The 13,590-nt window shown below is 52.4% G+C and carries 10 protein-coding genes; 8 read left to right on the plus strand and 2 right to left on the minus strand.

Going from position 1 to position 13,590, the window contains the following annotated elements; genetic code table 11:
* Nucleotides 1-145: 145 nt before the first annotated feature.
* The 3 genes from AAC022_RS11080 to AAC022_RS11090 all read left to right on the plus strand — a co-directional run bounded on the left by AAC022_RS11080 (nt 146) and on the right by AAC022_RS11090 (nt 4,955).
* The gene (locus tag AAC022_RS11080; RefSeq protein WP_339730918.1) at nt 146-655 is read left to right on the plus strand and encodes a carboxypeptidase-like regulatory domain-containing protein; all 510 of its coding nucleotides are present in this window, start codon (nt 146-148) and stop codon (nt 653-655) included.
* A 314-nt stretch (nt 656-969) separates the two neighbouring features.
* The gene (locus AAC022_RS11085; protein ID WP_339730919.1) at nt 970-3,390 is read left to right on the plus strand and encodes a c-type cytochrome; all 2,421 of its coding nucleotides are present in this window, start codon (nt 970-972) and stop codon (nt 3,388-3,390) included.
* A complete protein-coding gene (locus AAC022_RS11090) occupies nt 3,384-4,955 on the plus strand; it encodes a hypothetical protein (RefSeq protein WP_339730920.1) in 1,572 nt (523 codons plus the stop codon). Before AAC022_RS11085 ends, AAC022_RS11090 begins: the two co-directional genes overlap by 7 nt.
* A 20-nt stretch (nt 4,956-4,975) precedes the next feature.
* On the opposite strand, the gene AAC022_RS11095 is transcribed toward AAC022_RS11090, so the two are convergent.
* A complete protein-coding gene (locus AAC022_RS11095; RefSeq protein ID WP_339730921.1) occupies nt 4,976-5,509 on the minus strand; it encodes a hypothetical protein in 534 nt (177 codons plus the stop codon).
* A gap of 63 nt (nt 5,510-5,572) precedes the next feature.
* Nucleotides 5,573-6,652 carry a peptidase gene (locus tag AAC022_RS11100; RefSeq protein WP_339730922.1) on the minus strand — a complete coding sequence of 360 codons (1,080 nt, stop codon included), beginning with the start codon at nt 6,650-6,652 and terminating at the stop codon, nt 5,573-5,575.
* A 322-nt stretch (nt 6,653-6,974) separates the two neighbouring features.
* Between AAC022_RS11100 and AAC022_RS11105 the strand changes: the two genes are divergently transcribed.
* The 5 genes from AAC022_RS11105 to AAC022_RS11125 all read left to right on the plus strand — a co-directional run bounded on the left by AAC022_RS11105 (nt 6,975) and on the right by AAC022_RS11125 (nt 13,374).
* Nucleotides 6,975-7,877 (plus strand): HlyD family efflux transporter periplasmic adaptor subunit, encoded by a 903-nt coding sequence (locus AAC022_RS11105; RefSeq protein ID WP_339730923.1) that lies wholly within the window; start codon nt 6,975-6,977, stop codon nt 7,875-7,877.
* Between the two features lie 82 nt (nt 7,878-7,959).
* Nucleotides 7,960-10,125, plus strand: coding sequence for an HlyD family efflux transporter periplasmic adaptor subunit (locus AAC022_RS11110; RefSeq protein WP_339730925.1), 2,166 nt, complete (start codon nt 7,960-7,962; stop codon nt 10,123-10,125).
* Nucleotides 10,126-10,295: 170 nt separating this feature from the next.
* Nucleotides 10,296-11,258, plus strand: a complete 963-nt coding sequence (locus tag AAC022_RS11115; protein ID WP_339730926.1) for a D-alanine--D-alanine ligase — start codon at nt 10,296-10,298, stop codon at nt 11,256-11,258.
* A 218-nt stretch (nt 11,259-11,476) separates the two neighbouring features.
* Complete coding sequence (locus tag AAC022_RS11120; RefSeq protein ID WP_339730927.1) at nt 11,477-12,457, plus strand: hypothetical protein; 981 nt, start codon at nt 11,477-11,479, stop codon at nt 12,455-12,457.
* Nucleotides 12,458-12,642: 185 nt separating this feature from the next.
* Nucleotides 12,643-13,374, plus strand: coding sequence for a phytanoyl-CoA dioxygenase family protein (locus tag AAC022_RS11125; RefSeq protein ID WP_339730928.1), 732 nt, complete (start codon nt 12,643-12,645; stop codon nt 13,372-13,374).
* Nucleotides 13,375-13,590: the final 216 nt, after the last annotated feature.

Consider the following 13,590-nt stretch of genomic DNA (forward strand, 5'->3'; position numbering starts at 1 on the left):
GCCTCTATTACAACCATAATCGAACCGCAGTTGTAACGGCCCTACAGATCCTTCAGCTTCATCGTTTCATTTCGCAGTGCGAACGTCATCGCTATCACCCGATTGATCGCAAGCCGCTGTTGATGCCGTTCAGAGGGGGTGTGAAATGATGCGGTATCGAATTCACAAACTGATTGAATTATTTGATACGCCCGTTGGGTTCACGCTGATTTTCGTGACGCTGGGGCCGCTTGTTTTAAGAATGATCAGTCCGATTTTCGTTTTGAGTGCCTTGCTGCTGCCCGGCTGCCAGGGTGGAACATCAGAACACGGCCCTACCGGGTCGTTATCGGGAAAAGTGACTTATAAAGGCGAGCCGGTCAAAGAAGGCATGGTTCAATTTAACAACCCCGAAAAAGGTTTTGGCGGTCAGGCCGTAATCAGTGAAGAGGGAACCTATACCGTGACCAACAATGTCGGTGGTCTGGTGACGGGAACCTATCAGGTGAGTGTTGTTCCGCCGATGATTGAAAAGTCGTTTGGCCCAGACACGCCTCCCTCCGAAGTTCCGAAAGAAATGCCCAACATTCCGCAAAAATATCATTATCCCAAGACCAGCGGTTTGAGCATCGAAATCAAAGCAGGCGAAAACACATTCGATATCGACATGCAATAAAGCAGCATTGATTTCTTTCGAAACGGCTTTGCGGCTTTCAAAACAAGCCAACAGGTGATGCACTATTTTCATGCATCACCTGTTTTTTTTGCTCCTCTCACGAACGAAGGGCCGCTCTCCGTTTCTCTATGCCTCATTCGGGTAGCCATGACGATCGCCTGGACCACCAGAATCAACTGATTCACACAATAATCCTACGCAAAAGCGGATTGATTCATGTCGAATGCGGCTTTATGATCGATTGATCCTCTACTGTTATTAGTATTCATGAAGAACTCGTTCTGCCAGGCTGCTCGCGAAGAAAGAACTCGATCATGCATCGGTCACTGATATATTGTTGGTCAGGAATTCTACTCCTGCTCACCGGGACGTCTGCCTATGCTGAAACGGATGCGGCTCCGTTTGTCTCCGGTTTTGACCGGTTTGCCCGGCACGCAGAAATCGAACCCCAGGTCGGCGGCAAACTGTTACTGAGTGAACTCAGTTGTACCGCCTGCCATCAGACAGACCGTTCCGACCTGGCACCCAAAGGGGGACCGCGATTGACGGGCGTCGGGAACCGCCTGCAACAGCAATGGCTCCAGGAGTATCTGACGGCACCCCATGCGGTCAAACCGGGCTCCACCATGCCCGATATGCTGCAGCATTTACCGGCGGAAGAAAAACGTCAGACGATTGCAGCACTATCGGCATTTCTGATGTCACAACAAACAGAGTTCCCCACGATCAAAGCGACCGGTGCCAATCCGGTGCCTTATGAATTCTGGAAGAAGGGCAACGTCGAACGGGGGCAGGAGCTGTATCACAAGATCGGCTGCGTCGCCTGCCACGAACCTGATGAAACGTACGAGCCCGGTGAAACCAAAATTTCTCCCACCGATCAAATGCTGGCACAACTCGATCCGGAAGATATCATCGAAATGGGCCTGGCGGCGAAAATGCGTCCCGTCAAATCGGTGCCACACGGTGATCTGCCCGCTAAGTACACGCGAAAAGTATTGACGTTTTTTCTACTGAATCCGGAACAGACGCGCCCCGCAGGCCGCATGCCGCAATTGAAATTGAAAGCGGTCGAAGCCGCCGACATCGCCGCGTATCTGCTCCGCGATCAGAAAACTCAACCCGCAGAGAACACTGCCGACAACGATTCCGCTCTGGTGGCAGAAGGGCGGAAACTGTTCGTTCAATTGCAATGCGTGAATTGTCATGCGGCACAAAACCTGAAACCAGAACAGTTCGCGAAACCGCTGGCGACGTTAAACGCGAAAGCGTCGACAAGCTGCATTGGTCAGTCCCAGAAAGGCCTGCCTCACTATCCTTTGGATCAACAGCAGCAAGCAGCGATTCAACAGGCATTAGCCCACCTGTCCCAGAAACAGAAACCAGAACCCAAACAACAGTTGGCCTTTCAATTGCTGCAACTGAACTGTTATGCCTGTCACGAACGGGACAAACTAGGGGGCGTCGGCTTCAATCGCAAGCCTTATTTCGAAACTGTCGGCCGTGTGGACCTCGGTGATGAAGGCCGGATTCCTCCCACGCTAACAGGCATCGGCTTTAAGCTGCAGAAAAAATGGCTGGCGAAAGTGTTGAGCGGCAAAGGCGATTTGCGATTTCACATGCAGGCCCGTATGCCGGTCTTTCCTAAATCAACTGTCGGTTCGCTCCCGGTGAATTTCGAACAAGCGGACAACAGCCAGAAACAGCAATCAGATAAACAAGTCTTCCCCGATCATGGCAAGCTGGCCTCTTCAGGTCGCGTGATGCTGGAGACCGGCTGCATTCAATGCCATCCGATTCGCGGCGAAAGCATGCCGGGCGTGGTGGGCACTGATCTGGGTGATGTGACCAACCGTGTGCATGCACAGTGGTTTCACGAATTTCTGCTCGATCCGGCTTCCTTGAAACCTCGCACTCGCATGCCGACGTTTTTCCCTGATGGAAAAAGTCAGAATAAAACACTGTTCGACGGCAACGTGGATCGACAGATCGCGTCTCTCTGGTCCTACTTGAAAGCAGGATCAAAACAGCCGCTGCCGGAAAAAATCCTGGAAGCGAAATCAAAGAACTACGAGCTGGTTCCTGAAACGCGGCCGATCATTCTACGGACCTTTATGCAGGAGGCGGGAACGCATGCGATTGCCGTGGGTTTCCCGGAAAAAGTACACATCGCCTTTGATGCCGAACAGGTCCGGCCAGCGATCGCCTGGAAAGGACGGTTCCTCGATGCACAAGGAACCTGGTTTATTCGCTTCGCACCGCCGGCGATTCCATTGGACAAAAATCCCGTTCTCCTGCCCGCTGGAGCGCCGCTGGCACTCTTGAATAAACCAGGCCAGCCGTGGCCCGAATTCTCTGCGAAAGACAACAAATATCAATTTCAAGGCTATCGCGTTGACAAAGGGGGAGTTCCCACCTTTCTGTATCGCTTCGGACAATATGAGATTGAAGATCGCATCGCCCCCGGGGAAAAGCAATCCCTGAAGCGAACCATTAAGATCAAAAGCGGCCCCAGTTCCGGGGCACAGACGAATCTCTGGTTCCGCGGTTTAACAGGGAAATCGTTGAAACGGTTCCATCCCGCTACGGTGACGAATCAGGCTGGCTTGACGGTTTCTGTTGCGAACGCGTCACCGAAGACGAGTAAACTCCGCGAGATTGAGGGCGAACTCGACTGGATCATTCCAGTTCCCGCTGCTGAAACCACCACAATTGAGGTGACATACCAATGGTAAAACAGTCCCATTTATTCCTGCTGACGCTGGTTCTGGCCACAGTCACGACAACGCTAGCCCGAACCGAACGGGTCTGCGCCGAGAGCGAAGACGATTACTATCGCCTCGTTTCGATTATGACGCCGAAAGCCCAGACCGAATCGCGGGCAAAGAACTGGAAACCCGCGTCTGGTGATCTGGTGCTTGAGGTAAGCGGCCTCGCCGTACTCGATGATCAGCGTGTGGCCGTTGCGATTCGGAAAGGGGAAATCTGGATTCTGGATGGCGTGTATGACGAGCCTCCGAAGAATGTGACTTACAAACGCTTCGCCACCGCCCTGCATGAACCGCTGGGACTGATCTGGAAAGACGGCGCGTTTTATACTGTGCAGCGCAGCGAATTGACACGAATTCGTGATACCGATGGCGACGGGACCGCCGATGAATATCTGACCGTTGCCAAAGGCTGGGGTGTGACAGGCCACTATCATGAATACGCCTACGGCCCCGAACTCGACCATGATGGGAATCTGTGGCTCACCTTAAATATCGGCCTGGGGCTCAAGAAGGAACACAAAGCACGAGCTGTGACCGACCCGACACTCGGATTTTCACAAGGTCGCTGGCGTGGCTGGGGCATGAAATGCACGCCCGAGGGCAAACTGATTCCCGTCTGCGCTGGCATGCGTTCCCCTTCCGGACTGGGCGCGAATCGCGAAGGTGACATGTTCTACACCGATCAGCAAGGCAACTGGGTCGCCACCAACACTCTGCATCACATGCGCGAAGGAGCGTTCTTCCATCATGTCGAAGCGCTGGCTTCGATGAACCTGGAAGGCTCTCCGATTCAGGGCATCAAAACGATTCCGAACGGACTCCCTTTTCCTGAAGCGATCAAACGCATGCCGCAACTGAAGCCGCCCGCTGTCTGGTTTCCGTATAAGAAAGCGGGACAGTCGGCGACGGACATCATGCTGGATAACAGCGGCGGTAAGTTCGGTCCGTTCGACGGTCAATTTTTTGTCGGCGAATTCACACAAGCAGCCATGCATCGTGTCTTCCTGGAAAAAGTGGATGGCGAATACCAGGGCGCCTGTTTTCCGTTTCGCGAAGGCTTCGCATCAGCGGTCTTGCGGATGGATCAGGGAACCGACGGTAGCGTGTTTGTCGGTCTGACAAATCGCGGCTGGAGCAGTCTGGGAACGGCATCCTACGGACTGCAGCGTCTGATCTGGACGGGTAAGACGCCGTTTGAAATCAAAGAGATGCGAGCACAGCCGGACGGCTTTGCACTGGTTTTCACACAACCCGTGGATCTAAAAACCGCGGTCGACCCGAAGTCTTACAAGCTGAAAAGTTATACCTACACCTATCACTCGTCCTACGGCAGTGATGAGATTCTCAACAAAGAGTTGAAGATTGACGCCATCACAGTCTCGGATGACGGATTAAGAGTCCAATTGAAAACGAACGGACTGCGGCCCCTTTACGTTCATGAACTGCTTGCCGACGGCGTGAAAAATAAAGACGGGCAGCCGTTATTGCACCCGCAGGCGTATTACACGTTGAATCGCATTCCAAAATGAGCCAGACGGTAAGAGATGCATCAATTCAAAAAGCCACGTTCGCGTAATTCCTGAATGTTGCCGGGCGCACTTTCCCAGACGCGTTCGGCGGCGTAGCGCATGATGGCGATGCCCCCCATGCCGGGCGGGGCGCTCAGAATGGCGGTGTGCTCTTCTTCTTCGTCGTCAAGCTGCTTGTTTAATTTGGCGACCGCCTCTTCGATACTGTCGCTGACGATACGTTCGGGGCCGCTGGTATTAGAGAACTTCAGATTCGAAAAGCCGGCGGTGCGGGAAAGTAGAAACGCCGCTAAGTCGGCTTCTTCCTGTTCTTCGAAGAAGTTGCTAAACTCCGGTTCCATATGATCGGGTCTGATGATCATCGGACGGGTGACGCTGACTTCCCCTTTCCGAATCGTGACCGTCGAACCGGCTTCCGAAGCGCCGCAGACCAGATAATAAGGCAGCTTCTGATCGCCGAACGTGAACAGAGAAAAATTCACGGGACGTTCAACCCGTACCGCTGTCCATATTTCGAAGAAACGCTGTTCATCGAACTCGTGAGAAAAATTCATCAGGTTCCAACCGGGGTGAAGAGAAAAAACGGAGGGTTTGAACTTCTTGATCAAAGGCGTGTGTTAGCTGAGCTTTTTCAACTTACTGACTCGACCGACTGAGACCCATTCGGTGACAAACAGATTGCCATCGTGATCAAAACAGGCATCGTGTGGGTGAATAAATCGCCCGGCTTCCCAGGTTTTGGGTTGCTTACGAATTTGAAAGCCATCCAGGACTCGATTTGTCCAGTCCTGATTGTAACCTAAATGAGTGATGACTTTGTTGTTTTTGTCAAACAGGGTAACCCGTGCATGGAGATCGGAAACGACCATCGTCTCACCCTGAATATCAATATCGGCTGGAAAGCTGACCGTATTGACAAAACCCACGTGTTTTCCATCCAAAGTGAAATATTGCAAACGGTGGTTTGCCCGGTCGCAGACGGCGATTTTGGGTGTGCCATCCCGCTGATCAAGCCACATACCATGAGGCGTTTTCATCTTGCCGGCCTCGGTCCCACTGCCACCCCAGCTGAATTCGAACTTGCCGTCTTTCGTATACTTATGGATGTAATGCGAGCCATAACCGTCGCCGACATAAAATCCCCCATCGGGGGCAAAGGCGATGTTTGTGGGGCTGTAGCGAACTTTGTCGTCCTTGTAATGTTCGGGAGCCGCAGGACGGCCGATCGTCCAGACCACATCCCCTTTCAGATTCGTCTTGGCGACCACTCCATGTTTCGTGTCTGAAAGATATAGAAACTCTTCAGAGCCTTCTTTGCGAACATCAATGCCATGTCCGCCGCCATGATATTCCTTGCCGAAAGACCGCACAAACTTTCCATCAGGGTCAAAAACCACGATCGCATCCATGGGCGTTTTTGAATGTGCGCGATGTTTGATATAAATCAAGCCGGCTTCGTCGACACACACGCCGTGCGTTTCGCCCCACTGAATGTGTTTGGGAACGTCACCCCAACCATGGATCGCCTCGTATTGGAACGCGCCTTCACCCAGCACCGGATTCTTGACACCGGCTTTGTCTTCCGCACCGAGAATTGCGGGCGCGAAAAAGCTTCCCACGACCGCGCTACCAGCGGTTTTCAGGAAGTGGCGGCGAGAGTCGGAAGGGTGCGAATGCTGCAAGGAACGCTGATCCATAAAATTGACCTGGTATTAAAAGTTTCAAACAAGTTTCCATAATCCACAATAAGCGAAATCGCATTGTTAACTTGATCTTAACGGAGACATTGCCCTGTTCTCAATTGTGGATCGCAAAAAATAGGGTATTCTGACAATGTTCTCCGCACGTTCGTCCCTGTTTCGGGCTGCGCAAGCAGAGTCTTCGCAATTAAGATGGTCTTTGGAAAACGGTTATGGTATGAGATAAAGTACGAGAAAAATACAGCTTAGATGACCTGACTCTGGTCTGTCTTTAACTTCATCAATTCCTGCTACTGCCCGTAACAAGGAATGGAACGCCATGTACACAACGCGAATCTTGACTTTTTTGTTCACCACCAGTGCCCTGATTTTGTTAACCATTGGTGGGCCAGTTACTGCCGATGATCAATCCACCGGGTCAAACGACTTGCGCATCGACTCAGTTCTGGTCAGCTTAATTGAGCAGGTCGAAGTGCCCGCGCGCGAAGTTGGTCAGCTCAATGAAATGCGGGTGAAGGAAGGCATGGCAGTTCAAAAAGGGGACGTTCTGGCACAGATTGAAGTTACCGAAGCGGTGCTGTTAATGCAGCAGGCAAAACTGGAATTTCACATGGCGCTTCTCAAAGTAGAAAATGACGTGAATCTTCGTTTTGCCCAAAAGTCATATGAAGTGGCGAAAGCGGAACTGCAGCGGGCGGAAGATTCGATCAAGAAATACCCCAAGAGCATTTCCAAAACCGAACTGGACCGTTTGAAGCTCACGGCAGAAAAAGCGGAGCTGGAAATTGAACAGGCGGCCGAAGAAGCCAAGACCGTAAAACTGGAAGCCGAGTTCAAACGAAACGCCGAACGGATTGCAGAGCTGGCCGTGCAGCGACGTAAAGTGATCTCGCCAATCACGGGAATGGTCGTGCAGATTATGACCAGAGAGGGTGAGTGGGTCCGCCCCGGCGATACGGTCCTGCGAATCTTAAAGCTGGATCGTCTGCGTGCAGAAGGACTGATCAATGCGTCGCGGCTGCAGGAGCGGGATTTGAAAAATCGGCCCGTGGTATTGCTCGTCAATCCGGGAACCAAACAGCAGATCGAATTCAAAGGCAAAGTTTCGTTTATCAGTCCCGAAGTCAATCCGGTCAATAACCAGACACGTGTCTGGGCCGAGATTGAAAACCCGGAGCTGAAGCTCAAACCGGGTATGCGGGCTTCCCTGATCATCAAATAAACTTCCTTCGATTGAGAAAGCCACTGCCGCCATCATGTCGTTCGGCCTACAAGATTTTTCGAACCAGGCACTGCGTCTACGAATGCGATTGGATCTGCAGGTCCAGCCGTTGCAGTTCGGCGGCTCGACCTATTGGGGCATCAAAGATCCGATCTCGCTGCAATACTATCAACTGCGCGACGAAGAATATTTCATCCTGAAACAGCTGGACGGCTGTGCTTCCTTCGAGGCGATTCGACGACAATACGAACAACGCTTTCTGCCTCAAAAACTAGATGCATCACATCTGCAGGGATTTTTATCGCGTCTGCATCAGTCGGGACTGATCATCGCCGATGCGATTGGCCAGGGTGAAATTCTGCTGGAGCGGCAGACAGAAAAACGACGACGGGCACTCCGGTCCCGCTGGATGAACCCGTTGGCGATTCGTTTTCGCGGCATCGATCCTCACCGTTTTTTAAACTGGCTGCAGCCTTGGGCGGCGCTCTGTTTTACTCCCCTGTTTCTGCTGGCGTCACTCGTACTGATGATCGCTGCGACCACTTTAATTTTGACACACGTGGACACAGTGGCCACACAACTGCCCGACTTCACGACCTTTTTTGAAGCAAAGAATCTACTGCTGCTCGGCTTCAGTCTGGCGCTGGTAAAAATGGTACACGAACTGGGGCATGCGCTCGCCTGCAAACAGTTTGGGGGAGAGTGTCATGAAATGGGTGTCATGCTGCTGGCGTTCATTCCCTGCCTGTACGTCAATGTCAGTGACGCCTGGACGATGCCCAATAAATGGCATCGGATCATGGTGAGTTCGGCGGGCATCTTTGTCGAACTGGTCATCTCGTCTGTCTGTGTGTTTCTGTGGTGGTTTTCCTATCCGGGCCTGTTTCACTCCTTGTGTCTGAACATTGTTTTTGTCTGTTCGGTGAGTACCCTGTTACTGAATGGTAACCCCCTGCTGCGTTATGATGGATACTATATCCTGCTGGACCTGATCGAGGTTCCGAACCTGAGGCAACGCGCACAATCGATCGTATCCAACCGACTGCATCACTGGTTCTTCGGACACAAGGCCGATATTCTGCTCAAAGAACCGCGACGGCTACGACGATTTCTGTTTGCGTATGGGGTTGCCTCGATCATCTATCGCTGGTTTATTGTAATCGTAATTCTGAGCGTCTGTTATTATGTGCTGGAACCGTATGGTCTGGAGATCATCGCGCAGGTCATGGGAGCCTTTGTTCTGATGGGAATGTTACTCGTGCCTTTGAAGTCCGGTCTCAACGAAATTCAGACGTATTCCAAAGCAGGTCAAATTCATTGGCAGCGTTTTCTGATTCGTACCGCGATTGTCCTGATTCTGCTGGCTGGCGCGATCTTCATTCCCGTGCCTCATCGAATCACCGCCCCCGCACTGATCGAACTCAAAGATGCCAAGCCCGTGTATGTGACGGCTCCCGGTTTTCTCAAAACGGCAGCGGCGGCTCAAACGGAACTCAAGCCAGGTTCCTTGATTGCCGAACTGCAGAATGATCAAATCGAGAAGGACCTTCTCAAGCTGACAGGCTTGATCAATCAGCAGGAAATCCGCATCTCCACACTGAAGAAACGCCAACTGGATGATCCGGAAGCCGCCCAGGAACTCCCCACTGCGCAAGAGCATCTGGTCGATCTGAAAGAGCAACTCCAGCAACGGCAGACAGATCAGCGGCGGCTCAGTTTGAAAGCCCCCATCGCTGGCACCTTGATTCCCGCGCCCCCCAAACCGGCTTCGCAAGAAAAGGGCTCACTTTCCAGCTGGTCGGGCTCGCCGCTGGATCTGGAAAATCGGAACTGTTTTCTGGAGCGGGGAACCTGGCTCTGCTCGGTCGGCGATCCCAATCAGCTTCAGGCGCGCCTGATTGTCGATCAGGAAAATGTCGAGTTTATCGCTCCTGGTCAGTCCGTGCGCATTCTGCTGGATGAATATCCGGGGAGCATTTTTAAGGGCACCATTCAGGAAATTGCAGAAATCGACATTGAAGACTTACATCCGAATCTGATTCATCGCGAAGAAATCACCACGGAACTCGATCCCGCGGGCAAACGACAATTGAGCAATACCTCGTATCTGGCTCGAGTCACCCTGGAGGCTCCTGCCGAACAACCGTTGATTCACTCGTCGGGGCAGGCAAAAATCGCAGTCGCGCCGGAATCGCTGGGGAAAAAAACGTATCGGCAGCTCAGAAAAACCATTCGCCTGTTCCAATAACACCTCAACCCATACTTTGCAGACTTCTTATTTTAATATTAATGTTGGGTGCAAGATCGACATTTCCAGATTGGTGCTGAATTGCTAGAATTCTCCGATTCACTGTAAATCACGAATATTTCATTATAAAACTCGATCTAAACTGAGTCCGGCGGCATGGAGGCTTCCCGATGACCGATTCACAAAACAACCCCCTTCCCTCTTTGAAGATTGTCGTTCTGTCTGGTGGGGAATCGGCTGAACGCGAAATTAGTCTGCAGAGTGGCGAGGCAGTGTCACACGTGTTGTCGTCACGCGGGCATCAGGTCAAAACCGTCGATCCGTCTCTGATCGATCTCGACACTTACGACTGGGGCGACTGTGATGTTGTCTTTATCGCACTACACGGAACCTATGGAGAAGACGGCACGATTCAAACCACATTGGATCGGCTGGGAATTCCCTATTCCGGTTGTGACGCGGCGACTTCCAAACTGGCTTTCAGTAAGTCGGCTTCGAAAGAGCGGTTTATTCAACACAATGTGAACACTCCTTCGTATGTTCTGATTCACGAATCGGATAATGCCAAGCGCATCGCACAGCATGCCCGCAGTATGGGTTATCCCCTCGTCGTGAAGCCCGACGCACAAGGCTCCAGTCTAGGCGTCTCGATTGTACAAACTCCCGAAGAACTGCCGCAGGCACTGGCACGATGTTTCCACTATGACTCGTTCGGCATTCTTGAATCTGCCATCAAAGGGACCGAATGGACGGTCAGCGTCGTTGACGGTCAGGTCTTGCCATTGATCCAGATTCAGACACCACACGACTTCTTTGACTATGAAGCCAAGTATCACGAAGATTCGACGCAATACCTGTTTGAATTCGACCTGCCCACGAACGTGATTCAATCCATCATCAAAACGGGCGTCAATGCCTGTGAAGCGTTGGGTACGACGGGCATTGTCCGTGTTGACCTCCTGCTGGACCGTTTTCAACAACCCTGGGTTCTGGAAGTGAATACGATCCCCGGATTCACCGATCACAGCCTGGTCCCGAAAGCAGCCGCGCAAGCGGGCATCGATTTTGGCGAACTGTGCGAACGTGCTCTCGCCGAATGCCTGACGCAGGCTGCCCACAAGCCGCACAATTGATACAGCCTCACTAAGTGGCTCGTTTCGACGAGGAATCGCGACTTTTCTGCGGAGCGCCACAACTCGAGTGGTCTGAGATTGCGATAACCATACTAGAGGAGCGGTGCGCTCGCCCCCGGTTGCGCGCTCTGTGTTGACACTGCTGCGAACAAGTTCGCGTGCAGTGTCCGGGAAGAAATTCATTTCTGATCAGAAGTTAACACCATCAACAAGAGCGTATGAGTCCTAAAAAACCAAGAAAAAAACGGCCTGTGAAACCAAAGGTCGAAGAGATTGAGGAAGAAGAGGAAGAGCTCGAAGAAGAAGCTTTTGCGCTGAGCCCCGCTAGTCTGCTGCATGCCCTGTTCCGCCCCAAGGTTTTACTGGCGCTGGCGGGTATCGCTTCGGGACTGTTTTTCTACCAGAAACTCGAACAGCACATTCCCGATTTATCGCAGCGTGAAGAATATCAGATTGCCACCAAAGATCTTGCATTGATTCCTGCGCCACCCCATTATGTTCCGATTGACATTGTCGATCAGGTCATCAAACGGGGCCCGCTGCCCGAGCAGGTCTCGCTGCTGGACCAGGGACTCGTCCTGAAAGTCGCCGAAGCATTTGAGAAACACCCCTGGGTGCAGAATGTCGTTTCGGTACGCAAGACGAATACGGTAGTAGTGGAAGTCGTGTTCCGCAAGCCGGCGGCGATGGTCGAAGGCAAGCAGGGAATGTTTCCGGTGGACAATGAAGGTGTTCTGCTGCCGCCCGAAGATTTTTCGGTTTCCGATGCCCGACGTTACCCGGTCATTACAGGAATTCAATCGGTGCCTGAGGGCCCTGCGGGAACGTTCTGGGGTGATCTGACAGTGACGGGAGCCGCACAACTGGCAGAAGCACTCGGCCCGCACTGGAAAGAACTCGAAATTGTTTCCATCGAAGCGCCGCCGCGCACGACAGCCGTGCTTTCTCTGGATGATTTGATTTACCGTTTGATTACCACCGGCGGTTCGGAAATCGTCTGGGGCCGTTCGCCGAAGAGTCAACGGCGCGGCGAGTTACGCGTCGATCAGAAAATCGGCAAGCTGGAAAAATATTACCGCGACTACGGCGGCTTTGATCGTCCGCATGGCCCGTATGAAATCGACATCCGCCACTGGCAGGAAATTTCCCGCCGCCCGCTCCGCCAGCAAAGTAACCAACGCACGCTGATGCGTCGCTGAAGTTACCGATCAACTCCCGAGTTTGGCTGCCCCTATTTCAGGACGCCTGAAAATATATTCAATCTGCTGGCAATCTCCTGTTATTATGATGAAATCCTGAGTCGATGCAGGTAGATTGATCGTCAAGAACAACAGGTTTCCTGTTTCACGACTTTGTATCAATCAGACCTGACAGGAGTATTGATATGCATTGGGAAGACACAGTCCAAGACTATCGCGAACAAGGTTTTGTGCATGTCCCCGCATTCTATTCGGCAGAGCAACTCGCTCAAATTAAGGCGGCCATTGAGCACTATAATCAGGCCGTTGTTCCCACCGTTCCCGAGAGTGATGTCGTCTTTGAAGCCGACGGCCAGGCGATTCGTAACTGTTGGCGGATGCACACTCACGATCCTTTCTTTGCACAACTCCCCGCGGAAGAACGGCTGCAAACATTGATCGCCGCGCTGGTGAAGGGGACGCCGCTCTGTAAGGGAGTGGAAACCTTCAACAAGCCGGCGCGAGTGGGCTCGGGCGTTCCCCCGCATCAGGACAACGCGTATTTCTGCCAGGAACCGCCGGATGTGCTCACCGTCTGGGTCGCGATGGATGATGTCACGCCGGAAAATGGACCGGTGCAATATCTGGCTGGGTCTCATCTGGATGGTCTGCGGGAGCACACGCCCTCTGGTGTCAAAGGAAATTCGTTCGGGCTGACAGAATCGGTGGATGAAGCGAGCGCCTCAGTCGCCCTGTTAACGAAAGGGGACATTCTGATTCATCACTGTCAGACGATTCATTTCAGCGCCCCGAATGTGAGCGACCAGCCGCGGCTCGGATTGCTGATGGTCTTTCGTGGCGACCACACACAGGACTCTCCCGAGATGAAAGACGCTTATCACCGGGCGCGGGCTTTGCTGGAATCGAGTCAGAGTTGAGCCGCGATGCTTGCTTGACCTGACAGACTCTGTTTATATCAAGTGTTCACATTTCTGTGCGAAAACAGACCAATTCGGGAAACAGAATTACTTTCCCGTGATTTAAACCAGCTTGAGTACCCCGTTCTGCTTGATTTTCCCTCTTTTGACACTTACATACGTTGAATCAACGGGCCTTTCGGGTTCTGATAGGAAGCAATTGTCCGTTTATTGACT

Origin of the sequence: uncultured Gimesia sp. (assembly GCF_963976445.1) — a bacterium.
Taxonomy (GTDB): Bacteria; Planctomycetota; Planctomycetia; order Planctomycetales; family Planctomycetaceae; genus Gimesia.

What these genes read in the sequence shown, in the direction of transcription:
- AAC022_RS11080 (WP_339730918.1), top strand. Translation starts at nt 146, where the DNA reads ATGATGCGGTATCGAATTCACAAACTGATTGAATTATTTGATACGCCC.
- AAC022_RS11085 (WP_339730919.1), top strand. Translation starts at nt 970, where the DNA reads ATGCATCGGTCACTGATATATTGTTGGTCAGGAATTCTACTCCTGCTC.
- AAC022_RS11090 (WP_339730920.1), top strand. Translation starts at nt 3,384, where the DNA reads ATGGTAAAACAGTCCCATTTATTCCTGCTGACGCTGGTTCTGGCCACA.
- AAC022_RS11095 (WP_339730921.1), bottom strand. Translation starts at nt 5,509, where the DNA reads ATGAATTTTTCTCACGAGTTCGATGAACAGCGTTTCTTCGAAATATGG.
- AAC022_RS11100 (WP_339730922.1), bottom strand. Translation starts at nt 6,652, where the DNA reads ATGGATCAGCGTTCCTTGCAGCATTCGCACCCTTCCGACTCTCGCCGC.
- AAC022_RS11105 (WP_339730923.1), top strand. Translation starts at nt 6,975, where the DNA reads ATGTACACAACGCGAATCTTGACTTTTTTGTTCACCACCAGTGCCCTG.
- AAC022_RS11110 (WP_339730925.1), top strand. Translation starts at nt 7,960, where the DNA reads ATGCGATTGGATCTGCAGGTCCAGCCGTTGCAGTTCGGCGGCTCGACC.
- AAC022_RS11115 (WP_339730926.1), top strand. Translation starts at nt 10,296, where the DNA reads ATGACCGATTCACAAAACAACCCCCTTCCCTCTTTGAAGATTGTCGTT.
- AAC022_RS11120 (WP_339730927.1), top strand. Translation starts at nt 11,477, where the DNA reads ATGAGTCCTAAAAAACCAAGAAAAAAACGGCCTGTGAAACCAAAGGTC.
- AAC022_RS11125 (WP_339730928.1), top strand. Translation starts at nt 12,643, where the DNA reads ATGCATTGGGAAGACACAGTCCAAGACTATCGCGAACAAGGTTTTGTG.